This is a genomic window from Azospirillum sp. RU38E (assembly GCF_900188385.1).
In the GTDB taxonomy this organism is placed as follows: domain Bacteria; phylum Pseudomonadota; class Alphaproteobacteria; order Azospirillales; family Azospirillaceae; genus Niveispirillum.
The window spans coordinates 1-18,002 of record NZ_FZOI01000005.1; the positions used below are offsets into that span (position 1 = coordinate 1).

Sequence of the window (18,002 nt, forward strand, 5' to 3'; positions counted from 1 at the left end):
TGGGTGGGCAATTCCAGAACGCCATCCACCGGGGCGGCCCCGCCGATGACAAAACGCTCATTATGGGAGTAGTTCAGCACCACCCGACCCGGCTGAAAAATCCCCGTCACCAGATAGCGGTTACGCAGATCCGCCGTATTCGCCGCTTCCAGGCTGTCCGGATGCGTGGCGTGGAACGTCTTCTCAAACATCAACTCTCTCCCAATGCAGCGCGGGGCTGGGGTGCGGCGATAACCGCCCCCTTAAATTCCGCCACAATATGGTATAATCTCCCAATTTATGGAACTAAATAATGCCGTGCCAGAGGGAGGGGGAAATCATGCCGGACAGGGTTGCCATCAATGGTGGGGTGGGGCGTTGTGATGGGCAGAAAGCCTCAATTGACACCGGTAACAGCGACGATTAAGCAGAGTGGAAATGCCCGCAACAGAGGCTTTGCGCCCCTGTTGCGCCCAGCCCCCTGAATATGGGGAAAAACCAGCAAAAGCAAAGGGTAAGGAAACAGGATATGGCCGCACGCTTTGTGTTTTTCGGTGAGTTGCTGTTGCGCCTGTCCGCGCCGGGCCGGCAGATGTTTCTGCAAACCCCCGGATTTGAGGTGAATGTCGGCGGGGCGGAGGCCAATGTCGCCGTTTCGCTGTCCCGCTTTGGGCATGAATGCGCCATGGTGGGCACCGTGCCCGACCATGCGCTGGGCGAGGCGGCCATTGGCGAATTGCGCCGCCAGGGCGTGGATACGCGCGCGGTGCGCCGGGTGCCGGGGCGGATGGGGCTGTATTTCCTGGCCACCGGGGCTTTGTCCCGCCCGTCGGAAATCATCTATGACCGGGTGGATACCGCCTTTGCCCTGGCCGATGCCGACCATTATGACTGGGCCGCCCTGGTGCAGGGGGCCGAGCGGCTGCACCTGTCCGGCGTCACCCCGGCGGTGAGCGAGACGGCGGGGCGGGCCGCCCTGGCCGCCGCCAAGGCCGCCGTGGAAGCCGGGGTGAAGGTCTCCTTCGACTGTAATTACCGGCAGAAGCTGTGGGAAGCGCGCGGCACCGACGGCCGCGCCACCCTGCTGGAACTGGCGGGCCATGCCGATCTGCTGCTGGGCAATCATCGGGATATCGCCTTGATGCTGCAAACCAGCTTCAACCAGCCCAGCACGGAAGAGAAGTTCCTGGCCGCCGCCGAAACCGCCTTCCAGGCGTTCCCCCGCCTGCAACGGCTGGCCTGCACCATCCGGTCGCATGAGTCGGTGGATTGCCAGGATCTGGCCGGCCAGATGATCAGCCGGGGCGGCGCACTGGTGCGCACGCCGGTGCGCGCCATGTCCGGCATTGTGGACCGGATCGGCGGCGGCGATGCCTTTGCTGCCGGGCTGCTGCACGGCATCACCAGCGGCATGGACGATGCCACGGCGCTGGATTTCGCCGTCTGTGCCGCCTTGCTGAAACATTCCGTGCCGGGTGATGCCAATCTGGTCTCCGTCGGCGATGTGCAGGCGGTGATGGCGGGCGGCGGGCTGGATGTGAAGCGCTGATCGCCTGCCCTGCCCTGCCCGAGCCCCCAACGCAACACTACGCAACATTTCAGCCGCTGATGGTGCGTAGCCGCCCGGCCCCGATCAGTACCGGGGACGGGTGGCGGGGCGGTAAATGTTCAGCTCCTCCCCCGCCGTGCGGGCCAGCCAGGGGTTCATGCGCGCCTCCCCCCCGGCGGGAAAGGGCACCAGCCGTTCATCAACATCATCGGTCAGTTGCAGCATGGCCCGCAACCGATAGACCAGCAGACGCACCGGCGGGCGCACAGCCCGGCAGGCCGATGGCAACATCACCCCGGCCGGGCGGACCGGCACCGGGCGGCGCGGCTGACGGGCGGCCGGATCGGCGACGGCAACCGGCGCCGCCGGGGCACCCGTCACGGTGGCGGTGGCAGTGGCGGGGGGTGCCTCCCCCGGCGATGCCGGGGCGGCGGGGTCCGGATCGGGCGTTTCCGCCACCGGGTCCGGGGGGAGATCGGCCACCGGGGCGCTGGCCGCCGGGGACCGGGTATCAGAAGTCTGGGACCGGGGCCGCCGGGGCACAGGGCGACGGATAGGACGGCGTTCCGGTTCAGGCTGACATTCCTTGGCCACCAGCAGCGGCCCACCCAGTTCCAGCCGTTGCGCCGCCCAGAGGATGGCGCGGATATTGCCGGCATTGATGGCCCGCGACAGCCCTTCCACCACGGCATGACGCATGGCGACGAACCGGCTGTCGCTTTCCCGGCGCAGCATTTCCCGTTCCGCCGCGATGCGACGGCGCAGACCGGGGGAGCGCTGCAGCGCCCGCCAGATGGTGCTGCGCGACAGGGTGAAATGGCGCGCCACCTCTGTCACCGTCACGCCGGACGCCAGATAATAGGCGATGCGCGCCCATTGTTCATCGGTACGGCTGCGGTTGTTCAGCCCCTCGGTGAACATATGTTCATAGGCATATTCAACATCATCCCCATTGCGCCACGCCTCCTTATCCTCCGACCCGCGCCACCAGGCCTCCCGCTGTTCATCCTTGGGCAGGGCGGCATAGGCGGGATCCAACTGGGCCGGGTCCAGGGAATGGGTGGTGGGCTTGACGTCGCGCGGCATGGGAGGCTCCGGGGTGATGGGGTGGGGTATTTATTCCTATCATGGTTGAGGGTGGCGGGCAAGATGGGGTGGACGGGGCGCGGGGATTGGAGTAATTTTTGCTACTTGGTGTTACCAGGAAGCCCCCGCCATGCCGGATATTCAGAAAATCAGCATTGCCGTGACCAGCGACCAACTGGCCGCCATGCGCGAGGCGGTGGAAACCGGTGATTATGCCACCACCAGCGAAGTGGTGCGAGAGGCCGTGCGGGACTGGCAGCTGAAGCGCGCCCAGCGGCAAGAGGAACTGGCCCGGCTGCGCCATGCCTGGAATGAGGGCAAGGAGAGTGGTGGAACAGCGGCATTTGACATAGAGCGCACCATTGCCGCCGCGAAGGCACGGGGGCGGTAAGGCATGGTGCGCCTGATCCGCACGGCGGCGGCGGAAGCCGATCTACAGGATATCTGGCTCGTGATCGCCGCAGATAACCCGGATGCCGCAACGTCGATGCTGCGGCGGCAGGGTAAAAGGATTGAGCGGCTGGCACAGTTCCCCCGTTTGGGCAACCGCCGGCCTGATATCGCCCCATCTGCCCGCGCCCTGGTGGAAGGTCCGTATCTGATCCTGTTCGAAACCGAACCAGATACGGACGAGGGACCTGTTGAGTGGGTGGAAATTGTGCGTGTGATGGATACACGGCGAAATCTGCAGGGGATCAATTGGGCTTGATCATGATCCGCGATTGGCGCAGCTGGGCCATATTGGTTGCAGTGGGATGCAATGGTACACTCCCGCCAAACATGGGGGACACATGCCGCTCTATCGGGATGATCAGGGGACCATTTACCATTCACACCGCGCCGACCTGACGGGGGAGGCTGTGCGGCCCAGCCCGGTGCAGATGCCGGAGGAGGCGTGGCTGCGTGTGGCACAGGTGCGGCCGGGCTGGATTGGGCTGTTGCCCAAGGTGGCAACGGGGCTGTTTGTGCTGTCATTCCTGTTACTGGCGGGCGTCGCGCCGGCATGGCTGCTGGCCGGGCCGGAAGTGGCGGCGGCGCTGCTGGGCGGTATCTGGTTGCTGTTGAACGCCCTTTACTTTCCCCTGTTGCAACGGGCCTGCACACAGGTGCCGATGAACCGGCCATTGCGCCTGATCCTGCCGCAGCCGCGCGGATTGACGGCCCTGGAATTGCTGCGCCCCTGGTCTGGGCTGGCCCCGCTGTCGGCGGTGCTGCTGATGCAGATCGGCAGGCCGGTGCTGGTGGATATCCAACCCTGGTTGATCGCCCTGCTGGTGCCGCTGGCCCTGGCCATGCTGTTCAGTAATATCCGGTTCATTCGCCGGCTGCGACGGGCGGCGGGTGGGGTGAGGGCGGCATAGGCTGGACCGGTGAAGGCTTTTGCGCCAGAGTGACGGCAGGTGAGCGGCGAAGGGCAATGCCATGGGCGTGCTTGGGGTCGGGATCAGATGGCGTTCACAGGGCCATCAGGGTAATTTAAGTCCATGAAAGAACAACGCACCGCCCTTCGCCGGGCGACGAACGCGGGCTATGCGGTCAATGACGGGGCGCTTGATCCCGCCGAGGTTCTTTCCGCCATGATCGAGAGCTTTGGCGGGCGCGAAGATAAGCTGGCGGCGCTTATCCTCGCCTATATCAGCTGAACAAAGGCCTGCTATCATCATAGCCGCCAAAAGCAAGCCCTCAACAGATTGGTATTAGTTTAATTTATACCCAAAATGGGGATTAGGACATAGATACCGACCAAGAGCCATTAGAATTCAATGTAACATTTGCCGTTGCGTATCCATGGCTAAAATCACACATCGCCGCTCCAACTGATGAAGCAGTAAAATATATTACTGTTCCAGGCATAAAAGAACCAATTGCAATATAATATTTTTGAATTGGCTGTATATCTATATTTTGTAACTGTTCAGCGGCAACAAAATTTGACATTAATATCCGCCCATTCACGTAAGAAGCGGAACCAACATTGAAATACTCGGAAATATTATAACTTGGCGTTACAATCCGGAATGAGCCGGGCTGCACACCCTGGGTGAAAGCAGGTGTTGTCAGCGACAGGGGAGAGGTGTTCATTTTCGTCGTGTCCGGTGGAGAACTGCCCCCGGAGGACGCGAGCGAAATAGGTTGCACCACAATATTGCCGCCGGAAACCTGGCCGATCATCGGCGATCGCGACTGAGCCTGCTGAGCACCCGCATAGTATTGGGCGTTGACCATAAATGTCACCACGTTACCCGTTGTGGAATATGGCGCAACCGCAGACTCGGCAATACTATTCGAATATACAGGAACCCCACCTGTATAGATAGATGGCTGCTGAAATAAATAAATACTCTGCATTGCCGAAGATTGGTTTACCACATTGATTGTAAAAATATTTGACATAACACCCTCCCAACCGTTAATTTGGCCGATCCCATGACAATTTGGTTGCCGAGATTCGAATATATACCACCTTTGAATGAATGTGCACCATAAAATGTGCATAAAATTTATTAAAAATAGAGTCCGTCAGAAATGTCTGGTTTTGATCGCATATAGGGGAGTATGGGCTGATTGACGCGCGCTTGAGGATGTTGCGCGCCTGTCGATTGAGATTTTCCCAAACCTCGGCGACGCGTCGGTTGCAGTTGAGCCATGGGGCGGCAGCGCCCGTTGTTGCCACTTTAAGTTACACAATATGCAAGAATTGCGCAATTCGCTAGTGGGGTGCTGCCACTGCGACGAGGCCACCGACAGGTCGGGAGCTTGGCCCCTGGATCCCGGCTTTCGCCGGGATCCAGGGGGATGAGAGACGCGGTAGGTGGGTAGGCGAGAGGGGCCGAAGCCCCCCGCCGCCCCTTACTCCCCGCGCTTGGCCTTGATCATCTCCATGATCTCCGCCGCCGCCTTGGGGATGTTGGTGCCCGGCCCGTAGATGGCCGCCGCACCCGCGTTCAGCAGGAAATCATAATCCTGGGGCGGGATGACGCCGCCGCAGACGATCAGGATGTCGCCGGCACCCTGTTCCTTCAAGGCGGCGGCCAGTTGCGGCACCAGGGTCTTGTGACCCGCCGCAAGGCTGGAGACACCGACGACATGCACGTCGTTTTCAATGGCCTGGCGAGCGGCTTCCTCCGGCGTCTGGAACAGGGCCCCCACATCGACGTCAAAGCCGATATCGGCAAAGGCGGTGGCGATGACCTTGGCGCCCCGGTCGTGCCCGTCCTGGCCCATCTTCACCACCAGCATACGCGGGCGACGGCCTTCGGCCTCGGCGAAGGCTTCCACATCCTGCTGGATGCGTTTGAAGCCCTCGTCGCCCTCGTAAGCGGCACCATAGACGCCGGAGACGGAGCGGATCACGGCGCGGTGACGGGTGAAAACCTCTTCCATGGCGTCAGAAATCTCCCCCACGGTGGCGCGGGCGCGGGCGGCATCCACGGCCAGCGCCAGCAGGTTGCCGGATTTCTCGGCCGCCGCCTTGGTCAAGGCGGCCAGGGTTTCGCGGACCTTGGCATCGTCGCGGGTGGCGCGGATGCGGTGCAGCAGGGCGACCTGGGCCTCGCGCACGGCGGTGTTGTCGATGTCGAGAACGTCCACCTTTTCCGGGTTCTGCGGGCGGTACTTGTTGACGCCGACAATGACTTCCTCGCCCCGGTCGATGCGGGCCTGACGCCGGGCGGCGGCTTCCTCGATCATCAGTTTGGGCAGGCCGCTTTCCACGGCCTTGGTCATGCCGCCCATTTCCTCCACTTGGATAATCAGCTTTTCCGCCGCTTCGGCCAGGGAGGATGTCAGGTGTTCCACGTAATAGGAACCGCCCAGCGGATCGACCACATGAGGAATGCGGGTTTCCTCCGCGATGATCAACTGGGTGTTGCGGGCGATGCGGGCGCTGAACGGGGTGGGCAGGCCCAACGCCTCGTCAAAGGAATTGGTGTGCAGGGACTGGGTGCCGCCCATGATGGCGGCCATCGCCTCAATCGTCGTGCGGATGACGTTGTTATAGGGGTCTTGCTCCGTCAGTGAGACGCCCGAGGTCTGGCAATGGGTGCGCAGCGCCAGGGAGCGGGCATCCTTAGGCGCGAAATGCTTGTCCATCAGCTTGGCCCAGAGCAGGCGGGCGGCGCGCAGCTTCGCCACCTCCATAAAGAAATCCATGCCGATGGCGAAGAAGAAGGACAGGCGCGGGGCGAACTTGTCCACGTTCAGGCCCTTGGCCAGGGCGGCGCGGACATATTCCAGCCCATCGGCCAGGGTGAAGGCCAGTTCCTGCACCGCCGTGGCCCCGGCTTCCTGCATGTGATAGCCGGAAATGGAGATGGAGTTGAACTTGGGCATATGATTCGCGGTGTATTCGATAATGTCCGCGATGATCCGCATACTGGGTTCGGGCGGGTAGATATAGGTGTTGCGGACCATGAACTCCTTCAGAATGTCATTCTGAATGGTGCCGGAGAGCTTCTCCGTCGGCACGCCCTGTTCCTCACCGGCCACGATATACATGGCCAGGATGGGCAGCACGGCGCCGTTCATGGTCATGGAGACGGACATCTTATCCAGCGGGATGCCGTCGAAGAGGATTTTCATATCCTCCACCGAGTCAATCGCCACGCCGGCCTTGCCGACATCGCCCACCACGCGGGGATGGTCGCTGTCATAGCCGCGATGGGTGGCCAGATCGAAGGCCACCGACAGGCCCATCTGGCCGGCGGCGAGGTTGGCGCGGTAGAAGCGGTTGGACTCTTCCGCCGTGGAGAAACCCGCATACTGGCGGATGGTCCAGGGCTTCACCGCATACATGGTGGCGCGGGGGCCACGGGTGAAGGGCGCGAAACCCGGCAGGGTGCCGGTGGTTTCCAAGCCTTCGAGGTCTTCGGCGGTGTAGAGCGGCTTGACCGACAAGCCCTCCGCCGTGGTGCGGGTGAGGTCGGAGAGAGACGCACCGGCCCCCACATCCTTGGCGGCAAGGGCTTCCCAGTCGGCGAGGGATTTGGTGGGGAACTGGGTCATGGGGGGTCTCCGGGGGAGGGGGTGCTACCGTTGACTTCTAACTCTACGTGCCTCCCCCGCGAAAGCGGGGGTCCAGGGGCCGCTTGAAATAACGGTCGGGCCTGTGGCCCCTGGATCCCCGCTTTCGCGGGGAAGGCAGGTTGGGTGGGGCGGGGGTGGATAAGAAAAATTCGTCCCCGTTCACTCTCACTCAAACTCAATAATCTTCTCATCCACCGCCAGCGAGGCGCCCTTGGCGGCGTGGATTTTCTTGACCGTGCCATCGGCTTCGGCGCGCAGGATGTTTTCCATCTTCATCGCTTCCACCACGGCCAGTTCCTGGCCGGCCTTCACCGCCTCCCCTTCCTTCACGGCCACGGATACCAGCAGGCCGGGCATGGGGGACAGCAGGTATTTGGACATGTCGGGCGGCAGTTTCACCGGCATCAGGTCGGCCAGTTCCGCCGCGCGGGCCGTCAGCACATCCACGACCAGGGCCGCACCGCCATGGGTCAGCACCCAGGACAGGCCCTTGCGGTCCACCTGCACGCTCATCGCCACATTGTCGATGCTGCCCTGCCAGAGGCTCTGGCCGATTTCCCACGGGCCAATAACGGTAAGGTCGCGACCGGCCAGGGTGACGGTGGCGCCGTCATCGGTCAGCGTCACATGGGCCGGGTGGTTGGTGCGCTCGGCGCGGGCTACCCAGTCGCGGGCGGTGCGGCGGCCATGGGCGGGCACCTGGCCGGAGACCATGCCATCACGCGCCGCCACCCGCTGCTGAAACAGAGTGGCCAGTGCCAGCAGGCGATTGCGCGCCGCGTCGTCCGGGGACAGGCCGTGGAAGCCGTCGGGATATTCCTCCGCGATGAAATTGGTGGTCAGGCGACCATCGCGGAAGCGCTGCTTCTGCATCAGGGAGGCGAGGAAGGAGATATTGTGCCCGACACCCCGGATCTGGAACCCGTCCAGCGCGTCTGACATGGCGTCGGTGGCGGCGTCACGGGTGGGGGCCCAGGTGATCAGCTTGGCGATCATCGGATCGTAATACATGCTGATCTCGCCGCCCTCATACACGCCGGTATCGACGCGGACGATGGAACCATCGGGGCGCGTGCCCTCCGCCGGGGGACGGTAGCGGGTGACGCGACCGGTGGAGGGCAGGAAGCCACGGGTGGGTTCCTCGGCGTAAACGCGTGCTTCCAGTGACCAACCGTTGATACCGATATCCGCCTGGGTCAGCGGCAGCTTTTCGCCCGCCGCCACGCGGATCATCAGTTCCACCAGATCCAGGCCGGTGATCATTTCGGTAACGGGATGTTCCACCTGGAGCCGTGTGTTCATCTCCAGGAAGTAGAAATTCCGGTCCTTGTCGACGATGAATTCCACCGTGCCGGCGGAACGGTATTGCACCGCCTTGGCCAGCGCCACCGACTGTTCGCCCATGGCGCGGCGGGTGGCCTCATCCAGGAAGGGCGAGGGCGCTTCTTCGATCACCTTCTGGTGACGGCGCTGGATGGAGCATTCACGCTCGTTCAGGTAAACGGCGTTGCCATGGCTGTCGGCCAGCAACTGGATTTCGATGTGGCGCGGCTCGGTGATGTATTTTTCGATGAACACGCGGTCATCGGCAAAGCTGGAACGCGCTTCGTTGGTGGCGGAGCGGAAGCCGTCGGCCACCTCCCCCTCGTTCCAGGCCACGCGCATCCCCTTGCCGCCGCCGCCGGCGGATGCCTTGATCATCACCGGGAAACCGATTTCCCGCGCAATGCGGATGGCTTCCTCATCATCCTTGATGACGCCCAGATAGCCCGGCACGGTGGAAACGCCCGCCGCCTTTGCCAGCTTCTTGCTCTCGATCTTGTCGCCCATGGCGCCGATGGCATGGACATCGGGACCGATGAAGGTGATGCCCGCCGCCTTCAGCGCCTCGCAGAAGGCGGCCTTTTCCGACAGGAAGCCATAGCCGGGGTGGACGGCCTCGGCCCCGGTCTTCTGGCAGGCCTCAATGATCTTGTCGGCCAGCAGATAGGATTGGGCGGACGGGGCGGGGCCGATATGCACCGCCTCATCCGCCATTTCCACATGCAGGGCGCCGGCATCGGCATCGGAATAAACCGCCACCGTCTTGATGCCCATGCGCCGGGCAGTCTTGATGACGCGGCAGGCGATTTCACCACGGTTGGCGATGAGGATCTTCTTGAACATCTTGGCGTCTCCGGGGGCAGCGTCTGGCTGCGCCTTGCGTCTATTCCGCGAAACCTAACCAATGCCTTCCCCGCGAAAGCGGGGATCCAGGGGTAGCAGGCCGACGCTTAGTGCCCTTGGCCCCTGGACCCCCGCTTTCGCGGGGGAGGCAGGTAGGTGCAGCGTTGGCCGTAACACCCGTTCTCACAACGGCAGATTATCGTGCTTCTTCCAGGGGTTCTGGAGTTGCTTGTTCTTCAGCATCGCCAAGGCCTTGCACAGGCGGCGGCGGGTGCCGTGGGGCATGATCACGTCGTCGATATAGCCACGGCCCGCCGCCACAAAGGGATTGGCGAATTTCTGGCGATATTCCTCGGTCCGCGCCTCAATCTTGGCCTGATCGCCAATATCGCCACGGAAAATGATCTCCACCGCCCCCTTCGGCCCCATCACGGCGATTTCCGCACTGGGCCAGGCATAGTTCACATCGCCGCGCAGATGCTTGGACGCCATCACGTCATAGGCACCGCCATAGGCCTTGCGGGTGATCAGCGTCACCTTGGGCACCGTCGCTTCGCCATAGGCGAACAGCAGCTTGGCGCCATGTTTGATGATGCCGTTGAATTCCTGCGCCGTACCCGGCAGGAAGCCCGGCACATCCACCAGGGTGACGATGGGGATGTTGAAAGCATCGCAGAACCGCACGAAGCGCGCGCCCTTGATGGCGCTGTCAATATCCAGGCAGCCGGCCAGCACCATCGGCTGGTTGGCGACGAAACCAACCGTCGATCCCTGCATCCGCCCGAAGCCGGTGATGATGTTCTTGGCATAATCCGGCTGGATTTCGAAGAAATCACCCTCATCCACGATCTTCAGGATTAGTTCCTTCATATCGTAGGGCTTGTTGGGATTGGCCGGAACCAGCGTATCCAGGCTCATTTCCGGGCGGTCGGCCTCATCCGGCGTGGGGCGCACCGGCGGCTTTTCCCGGTTCGACAGCGGCAGGAAATCCACAAAGCGGCGGGTTTCCAGCAAAGCCTGCACGTCATTTTCAAAGGCCAGATCGGCCACGCCGGATTTGGCCGTATGGGTCACGGCGCCGCCCAGCTCCTCCGCCGTCACCACCTCATGCGTCACCGTCTTCACCACATCGGGGCCGGTGACGAACATGTAAGAACTATCCTTCACCATGAAGATGAAGTCGGTCATGGCCGGCGAATAGACGGCACCACCGGCGCACGGCCCCATGATCAGGCTGATCTGCGGCACCACACCAGAGGCCAGCACATTGCGCTGGAACACTTCGGCATAACCGCCGAGCGAGGCGACACCTTCCTGGATGCGGGCGCCGCCGCTGTCATTCAGGCCGATGACGGGGGCACCCACCTTCATCGCCTGATCCATGATCTTGCAGATCTTCTCCGCGTGCGCTTCTGACAGGGAGCCGCCGAAGACGGTGAAATCCTGGGAAAAGACGAAGACCAGACGGCCATTGATGGTGCCATGGCCGGTGACCACACCGTCGCCCGGCACCTTCTGCGCTTCCATGCCGAAATCGCTGCAGCGATGTTCGACGAACATGTCCCATTCTTCGAAGGAACCTTCGTCCAGCAGAATGTCGATCCGTTCGCGTGCCGTCAGCTTGCCCTTGGCATGCTGGCCCGCGATACGCTTTTCGCCGCCGCCCAGCCGGGCACCGGCACGCATCTGTTCCAGCTTCAACAGCACATCCTGCATGGGAAGTTCCCGCCCTGATCGGTTTCGTTGGGTTGTTTATGCAAATTATGCGGGGTGGTGGATAGGCGTGGAAAGGTGCATAAATGCGAAGGGGATCGGTGCGGATTGCAAATTTTGCAAATTTGCAAGGGTGAGGGTAAAGTGGTCGGGCGAAAGGTGGGGCTGTTTGTTGCCGCCCGCACCTCCCTGCCTCCCCCGCGGAAGCGGGGGTCCAGGGGCCAAGGGTACCCAAGCGTTGGTTCTTGTGGCCCCTGGATCCCCGCTTCCGCGGGGAAGGCACGTTATTCCAAGGGACTAACTTAGCGCCTATGGGCCTTCGCCGGGGTGACGGTAGCGTTTAAAGATAAGACGTGTAAGACCTTGAGATAGCGTGAAACTTTCCGGACGGACTCTCAAGAATAGCTTCAGTCAGCGCAGAGGGTGACGAACATGGGGTATCACCTGACCTTGAACGACGAATGCCAGATCACCTTGCCCGCCGAGTTGCTGGCCCATTTAGGCTTGGAAGACGGCGGCGTTGTTTGGATTGAAAAACGCCCGAACGGCATTCTGCATTTCAGTGCAACACCCCCCGACGCGACGCCGGAGCAAAATCCCCCATGAGCACCAAAATCTATGCCGGTGAACGTATCCGCCGTCTGCGGGAAGTGCGCGGTATCAGTCAGGCTGCCCTAGCGGCGGCGGTGGGGCTGTCCACCTCCTACCTGAACCAGATTGAGAATAACCAGCGCCCCTTGTCGGCGGCGGCGGTGATCCGGCTGTCGTCTTACTTCTCCGTCGAGCCCAGTCATTTTGCCGATGATGCCGATATGCGGCTGGCGTCGGAGATGCGGGAAGCCTTGGGTGATCCGCTGTTTGCTGAGCAGGAGGTAAAGTTCGCCGGCATCCGCGATGCGGTGCGAGCGGCGCCGGAGATCATGGGGGCCTTCCTGAAACTCTACCGCGCCTATCGCTCGCTGGAAGAGGAGCAGCAGGCGCTGGTGGACCGGGTGGGGGGGGAGGAGACAGTGAACGGCCCCGCCTTCCCCTATGATGAGGTGCGCGACTTCGTGCAGTCGCGGCGCAACCATTTTGAAGGGCTGGACCACGCGGCGGAAGATTTGTTTGAGGCGTCCGGCTTTTCCAAGGACCGGCTGCTGGAACATCTGGCCCAGTTCCTGGCCGACCGGCATGGCGTGACCATCCGGGTGGCGCAGGGATTTGCCCGGCATGATGTGCTGTGGCGCTATGAACCGGAAGAGCGGATTCTTTTCGTATCCGAAACGGCCCCGCGGGAGAGCCGCACTTTCTATGCGGCACACCAGATCGGCCTGCTGTCCTATGGGGTGGAGATTGAACGGCTGGTGGCGGAGGCCAACCTTTCCAGTGTGGAGGCACGGTCCATCGCCCGGGTGGGGCTGGCCAATTATTTCGCAGGCGCATTGATCCTGCCTTACCGCCGTTTTCTGACCGAGGCGCAGCGCATGCGCTATGATATTGATCGGTTGAGCGCCTATTTCGGGGTCAGCTTCGAACAGGTCTGCCACCGGCTGTCCACCATGCAGCGGCCGGGGATGCCGGGGGTGCCGTTTTATTTCATGAAGGTGGATATGGCGGGCAATATCGCCAAACGCTCCAGCGCCACCCGGTTTCAGTTTGCCCGCTTCGGCGGTGCCTGCCCCTTGTGGAATGTGCATCAGGCCTTTGCCCAGCCGGGTCGCATTCTGGTGCAACAGGCGCGGATGCCGGATGGGGCAACCTATCTGTGCATCGCCCGCACGGTGGTGGCGGGTGGCAGCGGCTATCTGTCGCGTCCACGGGAAGCGGCGGTTGGATTGGGCTGTGAGATCAGCTTTGCCGACCAGCTGGTCTATTCCGCCGGGCTGGATTTGAAGGATGCCGATGCGGCGGTGCCCATCGGGTCCAACTGCAAGGTCTGTGACCGGGAAGATTGCCGCCACCGCGCCTTCCCGCCCATCGGCAAGGCGCTGCGCGTGGATGCGCATGAACGCCGGACGGTGCCGTATAACGTAACGTGAAGTTGTTCACAGACAACCATACGATGATGTGATTATCCTGCGGCACCCTAGTCGCCCTTTGCTGGCGACAGCGGGGATGGACGGAGAAGCCGCCGATGGATCTTGTTGCCCTGGTCGACCGCTCCCCCGCCTTTCTGGCGGTGGTGGCCCTGCTGGCGCTGGGGGAATATCTCTGGCACCGGCAGCGCGGCAGCGATGGCTATGACCTGCGGGAAAGTGCCGCCACGCTGGGCATCATGGTGGGGCAGATCGCCATCCGCACCGCCGGAATCGGGCTGATCGCACCGCTGATGTTCGCGCTGTATGACCAGCGGCTGTTCACGCTTGACGGCGGGAGCGGGCTGGGGCTGGTCGGGCTGTTCCTGGGGGTGGAGCTGGCCTATTACTGGTTTCACCGGCTGTCGCACCGGGTACGCTTCATGTGGGCCAACCATGCCGTGCACCATTCCTCCACCCGGCTGAACCTGACGGCGGCGTTCCGGCTGGGCTGGACCAATCTGCTGACCGGAAGCTGGGTGTTGCTGCTGCCGCTGATCTGGCTGGGCTATCACCCGGTCGCCGTGCTGGGCATGTTCAGCCTGAACCTGACCTATCAACTGTTCCTGCACACGGAAATGGTGGGGCGGCTGGGGCCGCTGGAATGGGTGCTGAACACGCCCAACCATCACCGGGTGCATCATGGATCGGATGCCGACTGCATTGACCGCAATTTCGGCGGGATGCTGATCATCTTCGACCGGCTGTTCGGCAGCTTTGCCACCGTGGAGCCGGGGCGGAAGCTGCGCTATGGCGTGCAGGGCGGGCCGGTCAGCTATAACCCGCTGCGCATCGCCTTTGCCGAATGGGGCCGGCTGTTCCGCGACATGGCCGCCAGCCGGCACCCGTGGCAGGCGTTGCGGATATGGGTGGGGCGGCCCTAAACTAATCGCCCTCAGGCGCCGGGTCGGCAGTCGCCGACCTCCAACCTGCCCGAAGGCCAGCCTTCAGGCAGGTTGGTGTTATACCGCAGCCTTCTTCCGCCCGGCCGGCGCCCGTTGCGGTGGGGGCCGGCGGAACCAGAAGCTCCAGACGGCCAGCGTGCCCAGCAGGACCAGCGCCAGCCCGCTGACACTCATCACCAGCCGGAATGCCAGCCCGCCTACCTTGGCCGCGTGCAGCGGATAGGCCAGGTTGAAAATGCGCGCCCCCAGCGGCAGGGTCGCGGCATCGCGGCTGCCCACCATGGCCCCCGTCTCCGGCTGGAACCAGACCATGGTGCGGCCATTGGGCAGCCATTCCACCGGCCGGCGCAGGCGCAGGCTGATCAGTTCGCCCGGACGGCGCGGCAGGGTCAGTACGCGGAATTCCCCATCGGGGAAGGTCTTCTGCGCCTCTGCCAGCATGGCGGCCCAATCCAGCCCCGGTGCCAGCGCCCCGCCCTTCACCGCCGGCACCGCCATGGCGGCCTTTCGTTCCGCTGGCGAAATGACTGGCGACAGCAGCAGGTTGGTGACCGGCGGCAGGGTCAGCATTACCCCGGTCAGGCAGGACAGGAACAGCAAGGGTGCCATCACCACCCCGAAATCCCGGTGCTGGCGGATGATGGCGGGCCGGCTCAACCGCGCTGGCCAGAGGCGGAAACTGAAGGTGAAGCGCAGCTTCCACCACAGAATGATGCCGGAAATGATGAAGAACAGGCCGATCAGCGCGGCGATGCCGCCAATCGTCTCCCCCACATCGCCGGCCAGCAGATGCTTGTGCAGATCGGCCAGCCAGAGTTCCGGCCGCGCCCATTCGCTGTCCCAGCGGCTGACGATGCTGCCCGACTGGTCGGCATAGGCCCCGGCCCCGTTGCCCATGCGCAGCCGGTGCAGGCCGAACCCGTCATCGGCGAAGATGATGGATTGCGGCCGGCTGGCCGGATCGGCCAGCAACCCCGCCACCACCGGCCCCACCTGGGCGGCGTCGGTGACCAGGGCCTGATCCGCGCCGGGCAGCATCACCCAGGCATCCTGATGCACCAGAATGGTGCCGGTCAGGCCCAGCAGGGCCAGCAGCAGGCCGATCAGGCCACCGGCCCAGCGATGCAGAAGGTCAAGCGTGCGCATGGTGCCCTGTTATCATGGCAATCCAGCTTGATCGTGGCCGATCAAGCTGGATTGCGCGTTCCCTCAATCGCCGGGCGGCGGCATCCGCCGCCTTGGCTTGCGGCGCATGTGCGCCGGGCCGGCAGTCGCCGGCCTCCCTTCTGACGAAGGGTTTCAGAAACTATAATCCCAACCCAGCGTCAATGTGCGGCCGCGCCCGGCGAACAGGCGCTGATCATCCGTCACCCGCGTGGTTTCGCTGTAATAGGTGATATATTGCTTGTCGAACAGGTTGCTGATGGACAGCGTCAGCCCGCCCGTGCCGATGGCGTGCCGTAGCAGCAGATCGGTCAGGTTATAGCCGCCAAAGCCGCTATCCTTCACCCCACCATCGAAACGGCGGGCAATGTAGAACTGGGTCTGCAGCCGTGCGGTGACCGGGCCATAGGCATAGGCGGCGGCGACATTCACCCGGTCGGGGGAGATGTTTGAACCGTCCAGATCAATATCGACCTTGCCATCGCCATTGCTGTCGGTGCGCCCATCCAGATGGGCATAGCCGGCCGAGAGCGTCAGCCCGGTGACGGGGGTTTCCCAGCTGGCATTCAGTTCCAGCCCCTCAATCTCCACCCGCTGGCGCTGCACCTCATAGACGCCGCCGACCAGCACCAGATTCTGGCCCTTCTTGGAGGTGGACCAGAAATAGGCGGCCGAGGCGGTGACCGAACCGCGACCCAGCTCCACGCCGATTTCGCGGTTGTCGGAAATCACCGGATCGATATCCAGGAAATTGTTCAGATCGACCCCATCCTTGTTGATGGCGCGGGTGATGCGGCCAATATCGGCCATGGTATAGCCCTGGGCATAGGAACCATAGAGGCGCACATCCTCCCACGGTTCCGCCACGATGCCACCATTGAACAGCGTGTCGTTGAAGGTCGGCTTGCCGCCCTTGACCCGGCGGGAGCCGGTGGAGGCCAGCGTGGTGTAATCGTCGATCTTCACCTGGCCATTTTCATGCCGCACACCGGCGGCCAGATGCAACCGGTCTTCCAGCAGGGAGAGGTTGAACTGGGCAAAGGGGGCCAGGCTGCGGAAATCCGTCGGCGGCACCCATTTGCGCCCGGTCTTGATCAGGCGCTGTTCGGTCTTGTCGAACAAAGTGTCCAGGCCGACAATGGTGGTCAAAGCTTCAAACCCCGGCATGGCGCGTTCATAGCTGAGCTTGGCCCCCAGCTTGCGCGACCGGTTCTGCGACTGGTCATACAGGGTCTTCAGTGGGGCGATGCGGATATCCTGGAACGTATCCACCGGGCTGGCATCGCTGCCGAACGTGTCCTGGGTGCGGTTGAAGAAGGCCTGGGCGGTGAAGGCACCGCCGGCCAGATCATCGGCCGTCAGGGTCAGGGCAGCACTTTCGGTGCGACCCTGCGCCGGGTCGCCCGGCGGGGTGCCGCGCTTGGCGCTGGTCGGCAGGCCGGTCTTCTGGTTGCCATTCACCACCAGATAATCACCATCGCCCTTCAACTGAAACCGGTTCAGCATCAGGTCCAGCCGCACGCCGTCATTTGTTTCATATCCGAAACGACCAAAGGCGGACCAGCTTTGCGAATCCTGGGTTTCGCCCTGGGTACTGTCCACACCGATGCGGCGGCCCTGGCCATCATAAAAGGCACCGCGCTTTTCATAGGCGCCGCCAACCATGGCATCCCACGGGCCTTCACGATAGGCGAGCAGGCCAGCCAGCTTGCCGCCCCTTCCATCGCCGCTGAACCCGTCATCGCTGCTGCCCTGCACCAGCAGCTTGCCGGAAACACCATCCTGGCGCGGCGGGCCGACCGTCACCTGATTGACGATGCCGCCAGTACCGCCAATGCCCTGCAGGGCGTTGGAGCCATAGATCACCTCCACCCGATCCACGAAGAAAGGATCGATGGTGAAACCGTCGCGGCTGCCATCACGCAGCGGGGTGGATTGCGGAATGCCGTTGATGGCGTAAAGCGGGGATCGGCCGCGCAGCGTCTCCCCCGCACCGGACAGTTTCTGCCGCGTGGGGGAGAAGGAGGGCAGCAGGGTGGAAACCGCATCCACCACGGACCCGCCAATGGCCGCCTGTTCCGCCAGCGACTTGCTGTTGATCACATCCACCGTCAGCGGCAGCGCATTGGCCGGCAGCTTACTGCGGGCGGCGGTGACGATGATTTCGTCCACCGACAAAGTCTCTTGCGCCAGGGCCGGCAGCGACAGGGCACTGGCACCAGCCAGCAGCAACAGCGACAGGGGGATGCGCACGGTCGGGGTTCCACATGCTATTCATTCGCAAGTGCGACCGGCTATAGTGACAATCATTATCAGCCGCAATAGCGTTCAATAACATGCCATGGCATTCAGGTGCAG

Annotated in this window: 15 protein-coding genes and 1 pseudogene; 8 read left to right on the plus strand and 8 right to left on the minus strand. The window is 62.9% G+C overall.

Going from position 1 to position 18,002, the window contains the following annotated elements:
- Window positions 1-191, minus strand: a pseudogene (locus CHB97_RS11535) (5-dehydro-4-deoxy-D-glucuronate isomerase); the annotation flags it as partial.
- A gap of 317 nt (window positions 192-508) precedes the next feature.
- Between CHB97_RS11535 and CHB97_RS11540 the strand changes: the two are divergent.
- A complete protein-coding gene (locus CHB97_RS11540; RefSeq protein ID WP_089288133.1) occupies window positions 509-1,528 on the plus strand; it encodes a sugar kinase in 1,020 nt (339 codons plus the stop codon).
- 84 nt (window positions 1,529-1,612) lie between these two features.
- Here the strand turns inward: CHB97_RS11540 and CHB97_RS11545 are convergent, their stop codons facing one another.
- Window positions 1,613-2,614 carry a helix-turn-helix domain-containing protein gene (locus CHB97_RS11545; protein WP_089288134.1) on the minus strand — a complete coding sequence of 334 codons (1,002 nt, stop codon included), beginning with the start codon at window positions 2,612-2,614 and terminating at the stop codon, window positions 1,613-1,615.
- Between the two features lie 130 nt (window positions 2,615-2,744).
- On the opposite strand from CHB97_RS11545, the gene CHB97_RS11550 reads away from it, so the two are divergent.
- The 4 genes from CHB97_RS11550 (at window position 2,745) to CHB97_RS26370 (ending at window position 4,257) form a co-directional block, all read left to right on the plus strand.
- On the plus strand, window positions 2,745-3,005 hold the full coding sequence (locus tag CHB97_RS11550; protein WP_089288135.1) for a type II toxin-antitoxin system ParD family antitoxin: 261 nt from the start codon (window positions 2,745-2,747) through the stop codon (window positions 3,003-3,005).
- A 3-nt stretch (window positions 3,006-3,008) separates the two neighbouring features.
- Window positions 3,009-3,323, plus strand: a complete 315-nt coding sequence (locus CHB97_RS11555; protein WP_089288136.1) for a type II toxin-antitoxin system RelE/ParE family toxin — start codon at window positions 3,009-3,011, stop codon at window positions 3,321-3,323.
- Between the two features lie 82 nt (window positions 3,324-3,405).
- Window positions 3,406-3,975 (plus strand): hypothetical protein, encoded by a 570-nt coding sequence (locus tag CHB97_RS11560; RefSeq protein WP_089288137.1) that lies wholly within the window; start codon window positions 3,406-3,408, stop codon window positions 3,973-3,975.
- Window positions 3,976-4,098: 123 nt separating this feature from the next.
- Complete coding sequence (locus tag CHB97_RS26370) at window positions 4,099-4,257, plus strand: hypothetical protein (protein ID WP_160105776.1); 159 nt, start codon at window positions 4,099-4,101, stop codon at window positions 4,255-4,257.
- A gap of 82 nt (window positions 4,258-4,339) precedes the next feature.
- Here the strand turns inward: CHB97_RS26370 and CHB97_RS11565 are convergent, their stop codons facing one another.
- The 4 genes from CHB97_RS11565 to CHB97_RS11580 all read right to left on the minus strand — a co-directional run bounded on the left by CHB97_RS11565 (window position 4,340) and on the right by CHB97_RS11580 (window position 11,521).
- Window positions 4,340-5,008, minus strand: coding sequence for a hypothetical protein (locus CHB97_RS11565; protein ID WP_089288138.1), 669 nt, complete (start codon window positions 5,006-5,008; stop codon window positions 4,340-4,342).
- A gap of 456 nt (window positions 5,009-5,464) precedes the next feature.
- A complete protein-coding gene (scpA, locus tag CHB97_RS11570; RefSeq protein ID WP_089288139.1) occupies window positions 5,465-7,618 on the minus strand; it encodes a methylmalonyl-CoA mutase in 2,154 nt (717 codons plus the stop codon).
- A gap of 186 nt (window positions 7,619-7,804) precedes the next feature.
- Entirely contained in the window at window positions 7,805-9,805 is a 2,001-nt protein-coding gene (locus CHB97_RS11575) for an acetyl/propionyl/methylcrotonyl-CoA carboxylase subunit alpha (protein WP_089288140.1), read from the minus strand.
- A 183-nt stretch (window positions 9,806-9,988) separates the two neighbouring features.
- Complete coding sequence (locus CHB97_RS11580; protein WP_089288141.1) at window positions 9,989-11,521, minus strand: acyl-CoA carboxylase subunit beta; 1,533 nt, start codon at window positions 11,519-11,521, stop codon at window positions 9,989-9,991.
- A 429-nt stretch (window positions 11,522-11,950) separates the two neighbouring features.
- Between CHB97_RS11580 and CHB97_RS25925 the strand changes: the two genes are divergently transcribed.
- The 3 genes from CHB97_RS25925 to CHB97_RS11590 all read left to right on the plus strand — a co-directional run bounded on the left by CHB97_RS25925 (window position 11,951) and on the right by CHB97_RS11590 (window position 14,459).
- Window positions 11,951-12,124: an AbrB/MazE/SpoVT family DNA-binding domain-containing protein gene (locus CHB97_RS25925; RefSeq protein WP_143270847.1), complete on the plus strand. Its 174-nt coding sequence runs from the start codon at window positions 11,951-11,953 to the stop codon at window positions 12,122-12,124.
- On the plus strand, window positions 12,121-13,539 hold the full coding sequence (locus tag CHB97_RS11585) for a short-chain fatty acyl-CoA regulator family protein (protein WP_029014976.1): 1,419 nt from the start codon (window positions 12,121-12,123) through the stop codon (window positions 13,537-13,539). Before CHB97_RS25925 ends, CHB97_RS11585 begins: the two co-directional genes overlap by 4 nt.
- A gap of 95 nt (window positions 13,540-13,634) precedes the next feature.
- Entirely contained in the window at window positions 13,635-14,459 is an 825-nt protein-coding gene (locus CHB97_RS11590; RefSeq protein ID WP_089288142.1) for a sterol desaturase family protein, read from the plus strand.
- Window positions 14,460-14,537: 78 nt separating this feature from the next.
- On the opposite strand, the gene CHB97_RS11595 is transcribed toward CHB97_RS11590, so the two are convergent.
- Together CHB97_RS11595 and CHB97_RS11600 are read right to left on the minus strand one after the other, a co-directional pair.
- Window positions 14,538-15,626: a PepSY domain-containing protein gene (locus CHB97_RS11595; protein ID WP_089288143.1), complete on the minus strand. Its 1,089-nt coding sequence runs from the start codon at window positions 15,624-15,626 to the stop codon at window positions 14,538-14,540.
- A gap of 153 nt (window positions 15,627-15,779) precedes the next feature.
- Window positions 15,780-17,897 (minus strand): TonB-dependent receptor, encoded by a 2,118-nt coding sequence (locus CHB97_RS11600; protein ID WP_089288144.1) that lies wholly within the window; start codon window positions 17,895-17,897, stop codon window positions 15,780-15,782.
- Window positions 17,898-18,002: the final 105 nt, after the last annotated feature.